At 67.8% G+C, this 17,128-nt stretch carries 15 protein-coding genes; 5 read left to right on the top strand and 10 right to left on the bottom strand.

The window, feature by feature from the left end; genetic code table 11:
* Window positions 1-20: 20 nt before the first annotated feature.
* The 7 genes from F0U60_RS46645 to F0U60_RS46615 all read right to left on the bottom strand — a co-directional run bounded on the left by F0U60_RS46645 (window position 21) and on the right by F0U60_RS46615 (window position 6,619).
* Window positions 21-554: an MgtC/SapB family protein gene (locus F0U60_RS46645; protein WP_395810261.1), complete on the bottom strand. Its 534-nt coding sequence runs from the start codon at window positions 552-554 to the stop codon at window positions 21-23.
* Window positions 555-560: 6 nt separating this feature from the next.
* The gene (locus tag F0U60_RS46640; RefSeq protein ID WP_395810259.1) at window positions 561-1,154 is read right to left on the bottom strand and encodes an MXAN_6521/LA_1396 family lipoprotein; all 594 of its coding nucleotides are present in this window, start codon (window positions 1,152-1,154) and stop codon (window positions 561-563) included.
* A 98-nt stretch (window positions 1,155-1,252) separates the two neighbouring features.
* Window positions 1,253-2,278, bottom strand: a complete 1,026-nt coding sequence (locus F0U60_RS46635) for an anion permease (protein ID WP_395810257.1) — start codon at window positions 2,276-2,278, stop codon at window positions 1,253-1,255.
* A complete protein-coding gene (locus F0U60_RS46630; protein ID WP_395810255.1) occupies window positions 2,278-2,904 on the bottom strand; it encodes a DUF47 domain-containing protein in 627 nt (208 codons plus the stop codon). Before F0U60_RS46630 ends, F0U60_RS46635 begins: the two co-directional genes overlap by 1 nt.
* A 56-nt stretch (window positions 2,905-2,960) precedes the next feature.
* Window positions 2,961-3,368 carry a response regulator transcription factor gene (locus F0U60_RS46625; RefSeq protein WP_395810253.1) on the bottom strand — a complete coding sequence of 136 codons (408 nt, stop codon included), beginning with the start codon at window positions 3,366-3,368 and terminating at the stop codon, window positions 2,961-2,963.
* Between the two features lie 70 nt (window positions 3,369-3,438).
* Window positions 3,439-4,965 (bottom strand): pyridoxal phosphate-dependent decarboxylase family protein, encoded by a 1,527-nt coding sequence (locus tag F0U60_RS46620; protein ID WP_395825741.1) that lies wholly within the window; start codon window positions 4,963-4,965, stop codon window positions 3,439-3,441.
* A 52-nt stretch (window positions 4,966-5,017) separates the two neighbouring features.
* Window positions 5,018-6,619 (bottom strand): FGGY-family carbohydrate kinase, encoded by a 1,602-nt coding sequence (locus F0U60_RS46615; RefSeq protein WP_395810251.1) that lies wholly within the window; start codon window positions 6,617-6,619, stop codon window positions 5,018-5,020.
* 110 nt (window positions 6,620-6,729) lie between these two features.
* Between F0U60_RS46615 and F0U60_RS46610 the strand changes: the two genes are divergently transcribed.
* From F0U60_RS46610 to ureG, 5 genes are all read left to right on the top strand, one after another.
* Complete coding sequence (locus F0U60_RS46610; protein WP_395810249.1) at window positions 6,730-7,584, top strand: urease accessory protein UreD; 855 nt, start codon at window positions 6,730-6,732, stop codon at window positions 7,582-7,584.
* A gap of 91 nt (window positions 7,585-7,675) precedes the next feature.
* Window positions 7,676-8,443 carry an urease subunit gamma gene (ureA, locus tag F0U60_RS46605; protein WP_395810247.1) on the top strand — a complete coding sequence of 256 codons (768 nt, stop codon included), beginning with the start codon at window positions 7,676-7,678 and terminating at the stop codon, window positions 8,441-8,443.
* Complete coding sequence (gene ureC / locus F0U60_RS46600) at window positions 8,440-10,155, top strand: urease subunit alpha (RefSeq protein ID WP_395810245.1); 1,716 nt, start codon at window positions 8,440-8,442, stop codon at window positions 10,153-10,155. The genes ureA and ureC overlap by 4 nt, the downstream gene beginning before the upstream one ends.
* 11 nt (window positions 10,156-10,166) lie before the next feature.
* Window positions 10,167-10,829, top strand: a complete 663-nt coding sequence (locus tag F0U60_RS46595; protein ID WP_395810243.1) for an urease accessory protein UreF — start codon at window positions 10,167-10,169, stop codon at window positions 10,827-10,829.
* 8 nt (window positions 10,830-10,837) lie between these two features.
* Window positions 10,838-11,566, top strand: a complete 729-nt coding sequence (gene ureG, locus F0U60_RS46590) for an urease accessory protein UreG (RefSeq protein ID WP_395810241.1) — start codon at window positions 10,838-10,840, stop codon at window positions 11,564-11,566.
* 34 nt (window positions 11,567-11,600) lie between these two features.
* Here the strand turns inward: ureG and F0U60_RS46585 are convergent, their stop codons facing one another.
* The 3 genes from F0U60_RS46585 to F0U60_RS46575 form a co-directional block, all read right to left on the bottom strand.
* Window positions 11,601-14,255 (bottom strand): RND family transporter, encoded by a 2,655-nt coding sequence (locus F0U60_RS46585; RefSeq protein ID WP_395810239.1) that lies wholly within the window; start codon window positions 14,253-14,255, stop codon window positions 11,601-11,603.
* Window positions 14,256-14,355: 100 nt separating this feature from the next.
* Window positions 14,356-16,452, bottom strand: coding sequence for a site-specific recombinase (locus tag F0U60_RS46580; protein ID WP_395810237.1), 2,097 nt, complete (start codon window positions 16,450-16,452; stop codon window positions 14,356-14,358).
* Between the two features lie 88 nt (window positions 16,453-16,540).
* Window positions 16,541-17,116, bottom strand: coding sequence for an ABC transporter substrate-binding protein (locus tag F0U60_RS46575; protein ID WP_395810235.1), 576 nt, complete (start codon window positions 17,114-17,116; stop codon window positions 16,541-16,543).
* Window positions 17,117-17,128: the final 12 nt, after the last annotated feature.

Genomic DNA, 17,128 nt, shown 5'->3' with positions numbered 1-17,128 from the left:
GGGACGGGGTGAGGGTCTACCTATTTCCGAGGCTTCTCCGCGTCCTCACTGTTCTCCGAGTGCCCCCGTGTGGAGAGGTCCCTATCTGGGACGACGCCATGTTGCTTGCGGTAGCGGCGGATGCCGTGCTCGAGCAGACGCAGTCCAGCGAGCGCCACCAGGGCGAGTCCCGTGGCAGCAGCGGCGAGCAGGGGAAAACCAATGCCGACGGCAAGGCCCACCGAGGCGGTGAGCCAGAGGTTGGCGGCAGTCGTAAGCCCCTTCACGGAGGCGCCGTGGCGGAGGATGGCGCCGCCGCCGAGGAAGCCAATGCCGACGACGACCTGGCTGGCGATGCGGGTGACGTCGGCGCGGACCTCCTGATGGTGCAGGTTGGCCTCGAGCGGCTGCTCGACGAGGAGGCTGCACAGCGTGAAGAGACAGGAGCCGAGGCAGACGAGGATATGGGTGCGCAGACCGGCATCCTGCCCTCGTAGCTCGCGCTCGAAGCCGAGTGCGAACCCCAGCCCGAAGGCGATGATGAGCCGGACGAGGGCAGTGCTCTGGTCCAACATGCGAGCCTACTCCCCGAGCTCGATCTTCTCCTCGACCTCGGCGTCATTGAGCGTCGGACGGGGGAGGGTGTCGAGGGTGGCGCTCAGCAGACGGAAGGAGGGCGCGACGTAGGGAGTGACCTCGGGGCCGAGCTCACTGGTGTACTGGACGTTGAGCTCCTTGTAGCGCTCGTCCTCGGAGGGCCAGCTGCCGGCGGACTCCGCGGCCCAGACTTCCTGACCATCGCGGCAGCGCAGCAGCTGGGCCTTCACGGAGGCCTCCACACCCTTGCCAGTGCGCTTCACATCGGGGGAGAGCCAGAGGACGCCCTCGAAGTTATCGACGCACAGGCCCTTGAAGGAGGTGTCCTCGGGGTTGCCGTCGATGGCGACGTTGGACCTGGCGATGAAGTCGCGGTTCTGGTTGACGTAGCGGCGGGCGATGAGACTCCACAGCTCGCCGACTTCCTTCTTGCCGTCGGGGAGGGGCTGGGTGACCACGACGAGCCGTTTGACCTGGGTCTTGTCCACGGTCTCGTAGTCAGGGCGGACGCGGCTGTGCTTCACAGCGGAGCAGCCGGCGAGCAGCACGAGTCCCAGGACGAGCGCGAGTCGATTCATGGTCGGGTTTCCTCTCCGGCCCTGCACCCGGCACGGGACAGGGGCGCCCGTTTCTACACCACGCGAGGGGGTGGAGCGCACTCCCTCGCGAGGACTGCTCACCCGACGGCCATCACCACCAGCTTGGACAGCCCGTAGACAAGCACCGCCATGAGCGCCGAGGCGGGGATGGTGAACACCCACGCCCAGATGATGCGGCCGGCCACGCCCCACTTCACCGCGCGCCAGCCCTTCGTGGAGCCCACGCCCACGATGGCGCCCGTGATGGTGTGCGTGGTGGACACGGGGATGCCCAGCTTCGCCAGCGCGATGATGGTGACACCTCCACCCGTCTCCGCCGCGAAGCCACCAATAGGCGCCAGCTTCGTGAGGCTGTGGCCCATCGTCTTCACGATGCGCCAGCCGCCGAAGAAGGTGCCCAGCGCGATGGCCGCGTGGCACGAGATGATCACCCACCAGTCGATGTGGAAGGGCCGGTCCCTCCAGATGGTGCCGAAGAGCACCACCGCGATGATGCCCATCACCTTCTGCGCATCATTGGTTCCGTGGCTGTAGGAGAAGATGGCGGACGACACGAGCTGCAGGCGCCGGAACCACGTGTCCACCTTCAGGGGCGTCTGCTTGTGCACCGTCCAGGTGCTCGCCAGCATCAACAACGTGCCGAACACCATGCCGATGAACGGCGAGAGCACGATGAAGGCGGCGATCTTCGCGATGCCCGAGCCCACCAGCCCCGCGAACCCAAGCACCGGCAGCGTGGCGCCAATCATTCCCCCGGCCAGCGCGTGCGAGGACGAGGAGGGCAGACCCCACCACCACGTCAGCAGGTTCCAGGCGATGGCGCCCATCAAGGCGGCGAAGATGACCATCAACACGGCCTGCGGACCCTCGGCCCGCAGCATCTCGAAGTCGATGATGCCCTTGCCCATGGTGTTGGCCACCTTCACCCCGCCCCCGAACGCGGCGACGAAGTTGAAGAAGGCGGCCCACGCGACGGCCAGGTTCGGCGACAGCACGCGCGTTCCCACCACCGTGGCGATGGAGTTGGCCGCATCGTGGAAGCCGTTGATGAAGTCAAAGACGAGCGCGACGGCGACAATCAGGATGACAGCGGCGAGCAGCATCAGGAGTGCTCCAGAACCACGCCTTCGATGACGTTCGCCACGTCCTGGCACTTGTCCGTGGCCGTCTCGATGAAGTCGTAGATCTCCTTCCACTTGATGATGGTCAGCGGATCCGCTCCGCTCTTGAAGAGCCGGCCCAGCCCCGAGCGCAGCGCCTCGTCCGCCTGCGACTCCAGCTTCTTGATGTCCTTGCAGCCGGCGAGGATCTGCTCGGGCTTCTTGATGAGCCGCAGCGCCGCCACCACCTCGCGCACCTTCTCGGTGCAGAGCACCAGCAGCCGCGCCAGCTCGGTGGCGTCCGGCAGGCTCTCCTGGATTTCGTAGTAGTGCAGCCGGGCCGCCGCGGCGTTGGTCAGGTCCAGCACGTCGTCGATGCGCGACAGCAGCGAGTGGATCTGCGCCCGGTCAAACGGGGTGATGAACTGCTTGTGCAGCCGGTTGAAGGCGGTGTGCGTCACCTCGTCGCCCTTGTGCTCCACCTCCTTGAGGGCCTGCACCTTGGTGGCCACGTCCCGGTAGTCACTCAGCAGGGCGTGCAGCATGCGCGCGCCCTCCACGGTGACGGCACACTGGGCATCAAAGTCGTCGAAGAACTCGTCCGACTTGGGCATCAGCTTCTCGAGCATCGTGCTTCTCCTGGCGGACGTGACACCGCCGTGACCCGTCCGTTTCCGGGGCGTGACTACAACACCTGGGGATAAGTGCCAGCACGAAAGATGGCCTGCTCGGGGGGGACAGCAGGGACCTGGACCAGGGCGCTTACCCTCGCGACCACTTCTTGTACCTTGAAAGGTTTGAGGAGGATCTCCACCCCACTGACCCGACTGTGGGCATCCGGACGGGCTGAGAGCACCAGGATGCGCAGGTGGCTCGTGGCCGGGTCCGCCCGGAGCTGACGGTACAGGTCGGCCCCATCGATGTCGGGCAACATCAGGTCGAGCAGGATGAGGTCTGGAGCGGAGGTGCGCACCCGCGCGAGGGCCTCCTCCCCAGTGTATGCCAGGGTGATGGCGAAGCCGGCCCTCCCGAGGTTGTATGCCAGTAGTTCCGCGAGGTCCGGTTCGTCGTCAACGATCAGGATGTGCGGCATGCGGCGCGGACTGTATGGCGCTTGTCGGGCGGGCTTGTGACACTTTCGTGACAAGCCCGCCCCGGATACGTCAGACCTTATAGAGCAGGTCCATGTACTTTTTGAGCAGGTCGCTGATCAGCCCCCGGAAGGGAACCGTGCCCGCCATACCGTAGACGGGTGCCATGGTGCCCTTCTCGCTCGGGTTGGCGCGTACGTGCTCGACGGCGGCCTTCAGGTCCTCGAGGAAGCGCTCGGCCACGCCGGGCTGCGTGTGACGCTGGGTGACGCACAGGTGCACCGCGGCGGGCTTGTGCAGACCGTTGAGGCTCCAGCCCTTCGCGCCCATCCGCTCCATGACCTTGTAGATGTCCACGTCGCTCGAGCCGAAGGCGATGACGAAGAGCGGGTCGCCGAGCACGTGCATGCCGGGAATGGAGCGGATGCCGCGCTTGATGGTGTCGGCCGCCTCCAGGATGCGGCGGGTGGCATCCAGGTAACCCTCCTCGCCGATGGAGACCAGCGACGCCCAGGCCGCGGCGATGAGGGCGCCGGGCCGGCTGCCGGAGAAGGTGGGCGAGAAGTAGATGCCGCCGGGCCACTCGGTGGCGGTGAAGTACTGGTGCGAGCGCAGCTCCGTGCCTCGGTACAGCACCACGGACGTGCCCTTGGCGGCATAGCCGAACTTGTGCGTGTCCGCGGACATGGACGTGACTCCGGGCAGCCGGAAGTCGAAGTCCGGCACCGAGTAGCCCAGCTTGCGCGCCCAGGGCAGCACGAAGCCACCCAGACACGCGTCGGTGTGGAAGCCGATGCCCCGCTTGCGCGCCAGCTCCGACAGCTCCGCGATGGGATCGATGACGCCGTGGGGGAACCCCGGCGCCGAGCCGATGAGCACAATGGTGTTGCGGTTGATGGCCTTGCGCGTGGCCTTCACGTCGGCGCGGTAGTCCGGCCCCACGGGCACGCGGACCATCTTGACGCCGAAGTAGTGCGCGGCCTTGTCAAAGGCGGGGTGCGCGCTGGAGGGCGCCACCATCTCCGGCCGGGTGATGCCCTTCGTCTCGCGCGCCCAATCCCGGTACGTCTTGATGGCGAGCATGATGCTCTCGGTGCCACCCGACGAGAGGGAGCCGCAGATGTGCTCGTCCGGGGCGCGGCCCGCGTTGGCCTCGGCGGCGCCGAGCATGTTCGCCGTCATGGCCACCACCTCGGCTTCGAACTTGGTGGCGCTCGGCCAGAGGTCCGCGTGCAGCGGGTTGCTCTGCGAGTTGATGGCATACACGCGGTTGAGGAAGTCGATGTGCTCGTCGGCACCGTGGTATACGGCCCCCGACACGAGGCCGTCCTTCCACCGGTCCTCTTCCTTGTCCTTCATCTGGTTCATCTCGCGCAGCACCTCCTCGCGCGAGAGCCCCTTGGCCGGCAGATGGTCGAAGGTGCGGGTCTGGCCCCGGTAGGGCTTCAGGTCACCCTCCAGCTCGGCCAGCATCGAATCCGTTTCCTTCTCCAGCCGGTTGCGCAGCAGGGGGATGTTCTTGAGGTAGCGCTCCGCCGTCGAGAGCAGCCGGGGCGGTACGCGGTTGAGGAGGCTCGTTCCGAGCTCGGGCAGGTCCATGGTGTTCTTTCGCTCCTGAGGCTGTCCTGGCGCATTCATTTCGTTCTTCATGTCAGGCGCTCCGGGCGCGGTTGAGCCGCGCGAAAATGGCCTTGTTGCACTTGTAGAGGTTCACGAACTCACGGAAGAGCTCGTCGTAGAGACCGCGGTTCTTCGGGTTGGGCTCAAAGGTGTTGGCGATGGGGACGAGCGAGGGAATCTCGTCCACGGTGAGGTGTCCGAGCGCCACCGCCGCCTGGAACGCCGCGCCTCGCGCGTTGGCCAGCACGGGCTCGTCCACCTGGAGGATGCGCCGGTCCAGCACGTCCGCCACGGTCTGGCACCACAGCTTCGAGCGGGCGCCTCCACCGATGATGCGGATGGAGTCCAGCCTGCGGCCGACGAACTTCTCCACGTAGGTGAAGAGCCAGCGCGAGTTGTAGGCCACGCCCTCCAGCACGGCGCGCACCATGTGTCCGCGCGTCGTCTTGAGGGACTGGTTGAAGAAGCCGCCGCGCAGCCGCTGGTCGTCCACCGGGCTGCGCTCGCCGTTGAGCCAGGGCATGAAGATGAGCCGGTCGCTCCCGGGGGGCACGCGCTCAGCCTCCTTCTCGAGGACCTTGTAGAGGTCCACCGACTCCTGGTCGGTGCTGTTGTTTGAGAGCTCCTCGTGGCCGAAGAGGATGTTGTCCTTGAGGAAGGACAGGCAGATGCCAGCGGACTCCTGCTCGTTGCTGAGCAGGTAGCGGCCTGGCAGCGCCGAGGGCAGGGTGCCCATCTGGTGCAGGACGTCCGTTTTCTTGTAGGGCACATGGCAGCTCAGCCAGGAGGACGTGCCGATGCACAGGTGGGGCTCGTGGTCGCGCACCGCGCCCGAGCCCACGGCGGCCGCGAGGATGTCCGGGGCGCCGGTGATGACCTGGACCTTGTCGCTCAACCCCAGAGCGCGGGCCGCCTCGGGTTGCAGGGGGCCGAGCACGGTCGCCGCGGGCACCAGGTCCGGCAGCTTCTCGCGCGGCATGCCCGTCATCTGCAGCAGGCGCTCGTCATAGGTGATGCGCTTGAGGTCCCGGTTGTCGGTGACCCAGTGCAGGGTGATGGAGTCGTAGGAGGACGCGAAGCGGCCACTGAGCCGCAGGTTGAGAAAGTCCTTGGGCTCGAGGAACTTGTAGGTGTTGCGGTAGATCTCGGGGTGCTCGCTCTGGAGGTAGAGGATGTGGCCGAGCGGGTCCTTCCCCGAGAGGGTGGGCGCCCCGCCGGTCAGCCGCACCCAGGTGAGCAGGCGGGCGAGGCCGTAGCCCTCGATGGGGATGAGGCCGTTGGCGACGCGCCGGACGTGGGGCGCCCCGCGCGAGTCCATCCAGATGATGGCAGGCCGCAGAGGCTTGCCGCGCTCGTCGACGGCGACGGTGCCGGACCACTGGGAGCTGACGTTGATGCCGATGATGTCCTCGGCGGAGATGACTCCCTTGTCCAGCATGCGGCGGGTGCCACGGATGATGGCGGTCCACCAGGATTCGGGATCCTGCTCGGCGCCGCCGTCGGGCAGCAGCTCGAGCTCAATGGGTTCGACATCGCCGCCGAGGATCTTCCCCCGAAGGGTGACGACCGCCAGCTTGACGGCCGAGGTTCCGAGATCGATCGCCAGGATGGACGCGTTGGCTGAAGTGGGCACCCCAGTACTGTAACGAGCCGGAGCCAGGAGTGGGCCAGTAGTGCGAGCCCACGAGCGTTGCCTATCGGAAGATGGCATCCATTCCACGTGTGCGGCAGTCTTGTGTTCCCATGATGATTCTTGGCGAGCACGGACAGCCCCTTGGAGTGGTTCGGGCCCACCGCGCAGGGGACGCGCGGCTCGCCTTCGAGCGCGTGGGTCCTCGCACCGTGGTGCGCACTGCGCGCGCGCACAGCCCGTTGAGGCTGCTGACGCCGCGCAACCACGGGCACGCCGCCTGGGTCTACACCAGCTCGCTCGGAGGGGGACTGGTGGATGGCGACCACCTCACCGTGGACATCGAGGTGGCCCCAGGCGCCACCGCGCTCCTGTCGAGTCAGGGCTCCACCCGGGTCTACCGCTCACCTCGTGGCTGTCGCAGCGAGCTGTCTGCTCGAGTGGAGGAGGGCGCGCTGCTCGTGCTCGCGCCAGACCCCACCATGTGCTTCACGGGCGCCCGGTTCGCGCAGCGCCAGGACGTCCAGCTCGCCCCAGGCGCCTCGCTCGTGCTCATGGACCTGGTCACCGCCGGCCGCAGCGCCAACGGCGAGCGGTGGGCCTTCACGCATTACACCTCCACGCTCCGCGTCCACCGCGAGGGCCGGGCCCTGCTCGATGAGCGCTGGCTGCTCGATCCCTCCCACGGGGCGCTCCCCGAGCGGCTGGGCCGCTTCGATGCGCTCGGCACCGTGCTCCTGGTGGGGCCCGCGCTGGATGCCGCCCGCGAGGCGCTCGCCGCGCACGTGGGGGCCCTGCCTGTCACCCCTCGGGCCGGGCTCGTCTGCTCCGCCAGCCCGCTCGGGCCGGATGGGCTGGTGCTCCGGGCCGCGGCCTCCTCCGCCGAGGCCCTCGTGCGCACCGCCCGCGAATGGCTGTCCTTCCTCCCCGGCCTGCTCGGGGATGACCCCTGGACCCGCAGGGGGTGAAGTCTGGCAGTTCTGGCAGTGGATGACGCATCGCGCTAGGGTGGTTCGAACCGCCCGGCTCCGGCTTGGACGGGGATCACCCGGAGGGTGCATGCATCTGTCGCCGCGGGATATCGACAAGCTGCTGCTTCACGGCGCGGGCTTCCTGGCCCAGAAGCGCCTGGCGAGGGGGTTGAGGCTCAACTACCCCGAGGCAGTGGCCCTCATCGCTACCCAACTGCTCGAGCTCATTCGCGACGGCCGGAGCGTGGCCGAGCTGATGGACCTGGGACGGAAGTTCCTGGGGCGCGCGCAGGTCATGGAAGGCGTGCCGGAGATGGTGGCGGAGGTGCAGGTGGAGGGCACCTTTCCGGACGGCTCGAAGCTGGTGACGGTGCATCACCCCATCGAGGCCGAGCACGGCGACCTGTCGCTGGCGCTCTACGGCAGCTTCCTCCCCGTGCCGCCGCTGGAGCGCTTCTCGCGGACCCCTCAACAAGAGGCGGTACGGCCGGGCGAGGTGCTCGTGCAGCCGGGCGAGCTGGTGCTCAACGAGGGCCGCGACGCCGTCACCGTGGAGGTCACCAACCGGGGAGACCGTCCGGTGCAGGTGGGCAGCCACTATCCCTTTTTCGAGACGAACCGCGCGCTCGTCTTCGACCGGGCCAAGGCGTACGGGCGGCGGCTGAACATCCCGGCGGGCACGGCGGTGCGCTTCGAGCCCGGGGAGAAGAAGACGGTGTCGCTGGTGGCCATCGCCGGGGCTCGGGTGGTTCAGGGCGGTAACGCATTGGGCTCCGGGCCGGTGTCTCCAGAGAACCAGCAACGTGCCCTGGCCCAGGCGGCCGCGCGGGGCTTCGGACACGAGGAGGGCGCATGAGCCGGAAGATGGATCGCCGTCACTACGCGGACATGTTCGGTCCCACCACGGGCGACCGCGTCCGGCTGGGGGACACGGGGCTGCTGGCCGAGGTGGAGAAGGACCTCACCGTCTACGGAGACGAGTGCAAGTTCGGCGGCGGCAAGGTGCTGCGCGAGGGCATGGGCCAGAAGGCCGGAGTGGGTGACGCCGAGGCCTTGGACTGCGTCATCACCAACGCGCTCATCGTCGACTGGACGGGCATCTACAAGGCGGACATCGGCATCAAGGGCGGGCGCATCGCCGGCATCGGCAAGGCGGGCAACCCGGACGTGATGGCGGGTGTGACGCCGGGCATGGTGGTGGGCGTCACCACCGAGGCCATCGCGGGCGAGGGGCTCATCGTCACGGCGGGCGGCATCGACTCGCACATCCACTTCATCTGCCCGCAGCAGGCGGACGAGGCGATCGCCAGCGGCATCACCAGCTGGGTGGGTGGAGGCACGGGGCCGGCCACGGGCACCAACGCCACCACCTGCACGCCGGGCGCGTGGAACATCCGGCGCATGCTGGAGGCCACGGACTCGCTGCCGCTCAACATCGGCCTCACCGGCAAGGGCAACACCTCGCGTCCCGAGGGCCTGCTGGAGCAGATCGCCGCGGGGGCCATCGGCCTGAAGCTGCACGAGGACTGGGGCACCACGCCGGCCGCCATCGACACCTGCTTGTCAGTGGCCGAGGGCGAGGACGTGCAGGTCACCATCCACACGGACACGCTGAACGAGTCCGGCTTCGTGGATGACTCCATGGCCGCCTTCAAGGGCCGCACCATCCACACCTACCACTCGGAGGGCGCAGGCGGTGGACATGCCCCGGACATCATCCGGGTGTGCGGCCAGCCCAACGTGCTGCCCAGCTCGACGAACCCCACGCGTCCGTACACGGTGAACACGCTGGATGAGCACCTGGACATGCTCATGGTGTGTCACCACCTGGACCGGGAGATTCCCGAGGACGTGGCCTTCGCCGAGAGCCGCATCCGCGGAAGCACCATTGCCGCGGAGGACATCCTGCACGACCTGGGCGCCATCAGCATGATGTCCTCGGACAGCCAGGCGATGGGTCGGGTGGGCGAGGTCATCACCCGCACGTGGCAGACGGCGCACAAGATGCGCGAGCAGCGCGGCCGGCTGCGCGAGGAGCGCGGGGACAACGACAACCTGCGCATCCGCCGCTACGTGGCCAAGTACACCATCAACCCGGCCATCGCCCACGGCCTGGTGCACGAGGTGGGCTCGGTGGAGGTGGGGAAGCTGGCGGACCTGGTGCTGTGGCGGCCCGCCTTCTTCGGCCTGCGTCCGGAGTTGGTGCTCAAGGGCGGCTTCATCGCCTGGGGACAGATGGGAGACCCGGGAGCGTCCATCCCCACGCCGCAGCCCTATTACATGCGGCCGATGTTCGGGGCGCGGGGGCGGGCGCTGGGTGCCACGAGCATCGCCTTCGTATCGGGGCGGGCGCTGGCGGATGGGATGGTGCGGAGCCTGGGGTTGTCCAAGCAGCTCTCCGGGGTGCGCCGGTGCCGGGGACTCGGCAAGCGCGACATGAAGCTCAACGACGCACTGCCCGCCCTCACGGTGGATCCCGAGACGTACGAGGTGCGCGCGGATGGCGAGCTGCTCGTCTGCGAGCCCGCCGTCCGGCTGCCGTTGGCGCAGCGCTACTCGCTGTTCTGAGGAACGGGCCCATGGGCTACCCGTGGAGGGTGCTGCAACTGGCCGATTCTGGCTTCCCCACCGGGGGCTTCGCGCACTCGGGGGGGTTGGAGGCGGCGGTGCAGCAGGGCGAGGTGCGTGGCCGCGAGGGGCTGGAGCGCTTCGTCCGGGAGCTGCTCTGGCAGGCGGGGCACGGCGCGCTGCCGCTGCTGAGCGAGGCCTGGCGCGAGCCCTCCTCGCTGGAGACGCTGGATGCTCGCGCGGAGGCGTTCCTCACCAACCACGTGGCCAACCGGGCGAGCCGCACTCAGGGGCGGGCCTTCCTGGACACGTGCGCGCGCATCTTCCCCGAGCCCGTGGGGCCGCTGCGGCAGTCCGCTCGGGCGGCGGGGTTGCGCTACCACCATTCACCGCTCTTCGGCGCGGTGCTGCGCGCGCTGGACGTGGGGCTGTCCGATGCGCAGCAGCTCCACCTGTCCCTCACCTTGAGGGGCGCGCTGTCCGCGGCGGTGCGGATGGGCATCGTGGGCACGCACGAGTCCCACCAGCTCCAGCACCAGTGTGCTCCGTTGCTGGACGAGGTGTTCGAGGCCTGCGCCGGGCTGGGCGTGGAGTCGCTGGCCCAGACATCACCGTTGATGGATCTGCTCGGCTCCACGCACGACCGGCTCTACTCGCGACTCTTTCTCTCTTGAGGTGAACCATGCACGACGACCACCGCGGCCACGGCCACGATGAAGACCACGACCACACGCATGAGGAGTGGGACCACCCGGGGCACTTCCACGAGCGTGAGGAGCCCAAGCGCCGCGACTTCAAGGAGCGCTCCTTCACCATCGGCATCGGCGGGCCCGTGGGGAGTGGGAAGACGGCGCTGGTGCTAGCGCTGTGCCGGGCGCTGAGGGACAACTACCGGCTGGGCGTGGTGACCAACGACATCTTCACCAAGGAGGACGCCGAGTTCCTGGTGCGCAACAAGGCGCTCTCGCCCGAGCGCATCAAGGCGGTGGAGACAGGCGGGTGCCCGCATGCGGCCATCCGCGAGGACATCAGCCACAACCTGGTGGCGCTCGAGGAGCTGATGGAGGAGCTCAAGCCGCAGCTGCTCATCGTGGAGAGCGGGGGCGACAACCTGGCGGCGCAGTACAGTCGCGAGCTGGCGGACTACACCGTCTACGTCATCGACGTGGCGGGTGGGGACAAGGTGCCGCGCAAGGGTGGGCCGGGCATCACCCAGTCGGACCTGCTGGTCATCAACAAGACGGACCTGGCGCCGCACGTGGGCGCGGACCTGTCGGTGATGGAGCGCGACGCGCGGAAGATGCGCGGCGACGGGCCCTTCGTCTTCACCCAGGTGACGAAGGGCGTGGGGTTGCAGGAGGTCGTCGACCACCTGCTCGGAGCCTGGCGCAAGGCCACGGGCTCGGCCTGACACACCGTCTCGAGGCGTGTCAGGCCGTTGTTGTTCAGGCCGCCTCGGACTTGGACTTGTCGGAGGGCTGCTGGGCAGGCGTGTGCACCACGCCGCTCTTCAGCTTGCTCGGCAGTCGGTCCCACATCACCTGCATCACCGCGGCGAGCACCGTGAAGGACACCACCAGCGTGGTGATGAGTCCGATGCACGCCATGATGCCCATGGACTTCAGGCCGTTGTGGCTGGCCACCAGCAGGGCGGCGAAGCCCGCGGCCGTCGTCAGCGTGGACGAGGCCACCGCGGCGCCCACGCTGCGCAGCGCCACCACGGGCGAGGTGCCCTCCAGGAAGCGGTGTAGCAGGTAGAGGCCGTGGCTCACCCCGAAGCCCAGCAGGATGGGCAGGATGATGATGTTCATGAAGTTCAGGTGCAGGTCCGACAGCGTCATGATGCCCAGCATCATCGCCAGACCCACCGTGAGCGGGATGACGGAGGCCAGCGCCAGCTTCACGTTGCGGAAGTCCAGGTAGTGCATCACCAGGATCCACAGCGTCACCAGGAGCACCGTCAGCTGACCATCGGAGAGCACGATGCGCGCCAGCCGCGCGAACAGGGGCGCGGCGCCAGCGGCCCGCCGCTCCATCGCGGGGGAGAGCACCTTGCCCGTGGCGTCCTTCACCTCGGGGGTGGGGATGCGGCTCGTCTGGTCCACGAAGGTGAGCATCTTCTTGCCGTCCCACAGGTCCACGGCCGGGTAGATGAACGTCAGGAAGCCGTGGTTCTCCGGCTTTGTCTCCGGCAGGTGGCGGAACTGCGAGGCGTAGATGTCCGGCACGCCGTGCACGTCGAAGGGCTTCGCCTCCAGCATCTTCATGAAGAGGGCCGCCTTGTCCTGGGCCTCCGGAGGCAGCGCCGCCACGTCGATGTCCTTCAGCTCTTCCTTCCAGTCGGCGAGGATCTTCGCGTTGGCCGTGGCCGTCTCCGCCGGTGGGACGAAGGTGTAGATGCTCACCACCTGGTCGATGGCGGAGTACTTCTCCTTGTTCTTCGGGTCGGTGAGCTCGTCGTAGACGGCCTTCGCCTCTTCCAGCGTCTTCGTGTAGACGGCGATGGGATCGCTGGAGATGTCGAAGCGCTCGGTGATCTCATCCTGCAGCTTCACCGACGGCTGGCCCTCGGGGATGAGGGCGCGGCTGTTGTAGTTGAAGCGGATGCCGGCCTTGATGCGCTCCGCCAGGGTCGCGGGGCGGTCCGTGGGCACGTCCACGTCGCTCCAGGGAATGGCGAAGGCGCACATGAAGCCCACGATGACGGTGCTCACCGCGAGCATCAGGCCGGGCCGCGGGATGCGCAGCTCCTTGCCCGTGTTGACGTTCTGCGTGGCGGGCGGCTTCATCTCGCCGATGAGCTTCTTGGGCAGCTCGGGGTTGATGCGGCCCAGCAGCGCCAGCAGCGCCGGGCTCCAGGCGAAGAGCAGCACGCCGATGATGAAGGTGCCGCAGCCGGCCAGGAAGCCGAACTGGCTGAACCCGCGGAACTCGCTGATCATCAGCACGAAGAACGAGCCCGACGTCACCACCGCGGACACCAGCGCCGGCCGGCCCGCGTTCACCACCGCGTCCTGGATGGCCTGGTCATAGGGCTTGCCCTGGCCCAGCTCCAGCCGCGTGCGGAAGATGAAGTGGATGCCGTAGTCGATGCCGAAGCCCAGCAGCAGGCCGCCGAGGATGCTGGTGATCATGTTGAGCTCGCCCACGGTGACGTAGGTGAAGCCCATGGTGACGACGGTGCCGATGACCGTGCCGATGGACACGATGATGGTGGGCACCCACTTACGGAAGGCCAGGATGGTGATGAAGAAGATGGCCGCGAAGGCGAGCAGGGACACCGGCTGGAGCGACTCCTCGATGGCGTACGAGTCATCCACCGCCGTCTTGTAGGAGCCGGTGAAGCCGTAGGCCACGAGCTTGTCGTTGCCCATCTTCTCGTAGTCCTCCACCACCTCCACGCCGCCGGACTGCTCGCTCTTGGAGTAGGCCGCGAGCTCCTTGCGCAGGTGCTCCACGAAGTCCTTCGTCTTGCCGAGCTGGTTGGAGTCCCACATCGGCTTGATGAGGATGAGCATCATCTTGCGGTCCTGGGAGATGTAGTAGTCGTCCCGGATGCTCTTCTTGCCGACGCTGCTGTACTTGTTGATGAGGTCCGTCAGCTCGAGCTTCACCGGCTCGGTCTTCTGAATCTCAATGAAGAAGGGATTGTTGCGGCGCAGCTGATCCTTGAGCCACGCCATGATGCGGGTCTTGCCCTCGAGCAGGTCCTCCGTCTTGATGAAGAGGGCCATGTTCTGCTGCACGAACTCGACCGGCACCTTGTAGGTGATGAAGCGGACGTGCTCCTTGTCCGCCAGCAGCTTCGCCGCGATGTCGTCGGCGACCTTCTTGAGCGTGGGCTCGCTGTCGGCGCGCAGCGCCAGCATGAGGTAGCCGCTGCCACCGACCATGTCGATGACGCGCTTGACCTCCTTCACCTCGGGCAGCTCCTGCGAGATGAGGTCGAGCTGGTTGGAGTTGATGGTCAGCTTCGTGGTTCCCCACAGCGACACGCCGAACAGCGCGAGCAGCGCGAGGAGGACAAGCCCGGGTCGGCGGACCAGCAGGCTGGCATAGGCGAGAGCAAGGCGCGGCGGCTTGTGGGTCGAGTCACTCATTCGGCGCGGACCCTATCGGAGAACCGCGCTCGCCTGAAGCGTGGCGCGAGCCCCCGCCTGCCCGGCTGCCCTGAGTTTCAGCCAGGTTGGATCCGACGCCTCACTCCCGAGGTGGGAGCAGGAAGGCGCGGGGCTCCCTCACGAACCGGGCGGCCATCAGTCGAATCAGGCGCACTGCGTCAGTCAGGGGCACGTCCCGGGCGCGCAGGGCCACCCCGAGGGCCAGGGAGAAGGACACCCCGAAGTTGATGGCCAGGGTGATGCCGATGCCTGCCAGCGCCGCGAGGAAGTCCGGGCGCAGCAGGGCCTCGGGGCCCAGCGCGTACCCAGCCAGGCACAGCTGCCCGAAGGACAGGGTCACGTGGCGCACGTCCAGCGGCAGCCCGAAGAAGGCCCCTACCAGGGGAGGCAGCGCCAGCAGCACGCCGATGCTCACGTTGCCCCCCAGGCCGGCGATGTGGTTCGCGAAGATGTCCGACAACTTCTTCGCCCCGGAGTCGCCCAGCACGCGACGCAGCGCCCGGTGATGGGCAAGCGCTTCGGGGATGCGACGGTAGACCGCCCAGTTCTCCAGCCACCCCGCCACCAGGCTGGACATCCACAGCAGCACGCCCGTCAGCGCGGCGTAGAAGACGGTGCCGCTGTGCCAGGGGTGCAGCGCGTCCACCACGTAGTGGGCCTGGGCCTGGTTGAGCAGGGGGCGTCCCTTCCACCAGGCGAAGGCCATGGAGAGCCCCACTGCCGCTGGAAGCACAGTGCCCATGTTCCCGAGCGCCGTGGCGAGCTGCGAGCGGGTGAGGCGGGGAATGAGCTCCAGGAGGCGTGAGAGCCGCCCGGCTGTGCCGCCCTGGCCGATGGCGCTCCCGAGCGTGGCCGCCGTCATGGAGGGCTGCTTGGTGGCCAGCGTGGAGCCCGTCACCTGCATCATCAGGAAGCTGACCACGTAGTTTCCCGCCAGTGCCAGCCCGTAGAAGAAGGGCGCCAGCGCGAGCGTGACCACGTACAGCTTGAGAATGGCGGTGAAGGCGATGATGAGCCCGCCTCCCGCCGCCGAGTGCACCAGGTGGTGGTACTCGGCTCGCGTGGTGGAGATGTAGTGCTCGCCCGAGTGGCCCGCGCGCTCGATGACCTTGCGCGCCAGCAGCCGCGCATTTCTCGCCACCAGCGCCCGTATCGATTGGTCTGCGTGGGTTTGGCGCACCAGATCCGCCACGAGCGCGACGCCCTCCCTCCAACACGCCTCGCCCGGTGTTGCGCCCAGCACCCGCGCGATAGCCTCCATACGCTCCAGGCTCCGGCGGATGCGCTCCAGCCGGTACACCAGGTCCACGCTCACTCCGTACTGCTCGAGGTGGCTGGAGACGATGGCCACCACCTGCCGGCACTCCTCCACCACGTCGCCCAGCTCCCGCAGCGAGTCCGGTGAGGCATCGCGGGCCTGCACGCCCTCGCACACCCGGCGCAGCTTCAGGAAGGGTGAGGCGCGGAAGGACACTTCCGGACATCGCTCCCGGATGTCCTCGGCGAGTCCCAGGGCCGCCGTCTGCACGGAGAGCTGGCCCAGGGCGTCCACCAGGTCGGTGCGCACCACCACCTCTGGCGCTCGCGTGGCGGGGGAGTCACTTCCCTCTATGAGCGCGGAGAGCCGGGCGAGCTGCTCCGGCGGCAGCGTCTCCAACCAGGCTGCGTCTCCGGGCTCGGGAAAGAGACGCAGCAATAGCTCCGAGAGCTGGTGGTTCTCAGGCGGCGAGGGCAGCAAGTGGCGGGCAAGCCGGTCCGATACCTCGCTGAAGAAGCCCTGTCTGGCGGGTAGGCCCACCTGGGAGAAGAGCCTCAACCCGCTCGTACCGGACATCACCTCGCGCACCAGCGCGGCCACGGGCTCACGGGCCGAGGCCCGGGCCTCTAGCACGCGTACCAACAGGGCCAGACGTGTGACGGAGGCGGGAGCCTCGGGTTCGACCGGCTCCACCAACCCCAACGCGGGCTTGGGATCGCGCAGCCAGGCGACACATCGCTCCACCCACTCCAGCCGGGCTTCGAGGCCCTCTTCGGGCACGTCGGCCAGGAGCCGCTGTAAATCCCTGACGGCGGGGTGGCCTGGGGCCCTCGGGGCGAACTCGACGCAGAAGGCGTCCACCTCTCGGGAGGAGCGCCCTTCTCGCAGGGGGGCTGACTGCAGGAGGGAGGCGGACATCGGTCGCAGTCTCCACCGATGTCCGCGCGTGTCCAACCGTCTTCGCCTGCCGACGCCTGGCCGCCTGCTTTCGGAGCCCGCTCCTCGGTTACTTCTTGGACAGCTCGGCGTCCTTCTGGCGCATCAGCGTCAGCAGGTGCTCCCAGCCACCCTGCTTCATGATGGGCCGGACCTGGTCATCGCGGATGCCGGTGAGCATCGAGTCGCCGAGCACCGCCACATCCAGCACCTTCCAGGCGCCCTGCGCCTTCACCAGGGAGTACAGGAGCTTCATCTCCTGCTTCTTCATCGGGTGCTCGATGACGATGACGGACTTCACCTTCGCCGTGTCACCCTCCACCACCGGATCCTCGTAGGTGATGGACGCGAGGTTCTTGAAGTTCTCGCGCACCTTCGGGAAGGCAATCTTCGCGAAGAGGCTGTTGAAGAGCTTGGTGAACTCCTTGCGCTGGGCCTCGGTGCCCTTCTCCCAGTCCTCGCCGAGGAGGAAGCGACCCTGCTCCTCGTTGGCCAGTTGCTTGAGGGCCAGGTCATCCTTGCTGTAGCGCACGGACTGGACGACGGTCTTCACCGGCTTGGCTACCGTTTCGTTGGGCGCGGCAAACGCCGGCAGGGCGAGCGCGAGGGTGGCCAGCAGAGCAAGAGGACGGAGGCGGGCGTTCATTCAAATCCTTCC

This window comes from Archangium minus (assembly GCF_044360475.1).
Classification (GTDB): domain Bacteria; phylum Myxococcota; class Myxococcia; order Myxococcales; family Myxococcaceae; genus Archangium; species Archangium minus.
Note: the sequence above shows the minus strand (reverse complement) of the source record. Positions and strands in the feature narration are given on the sequence as shown.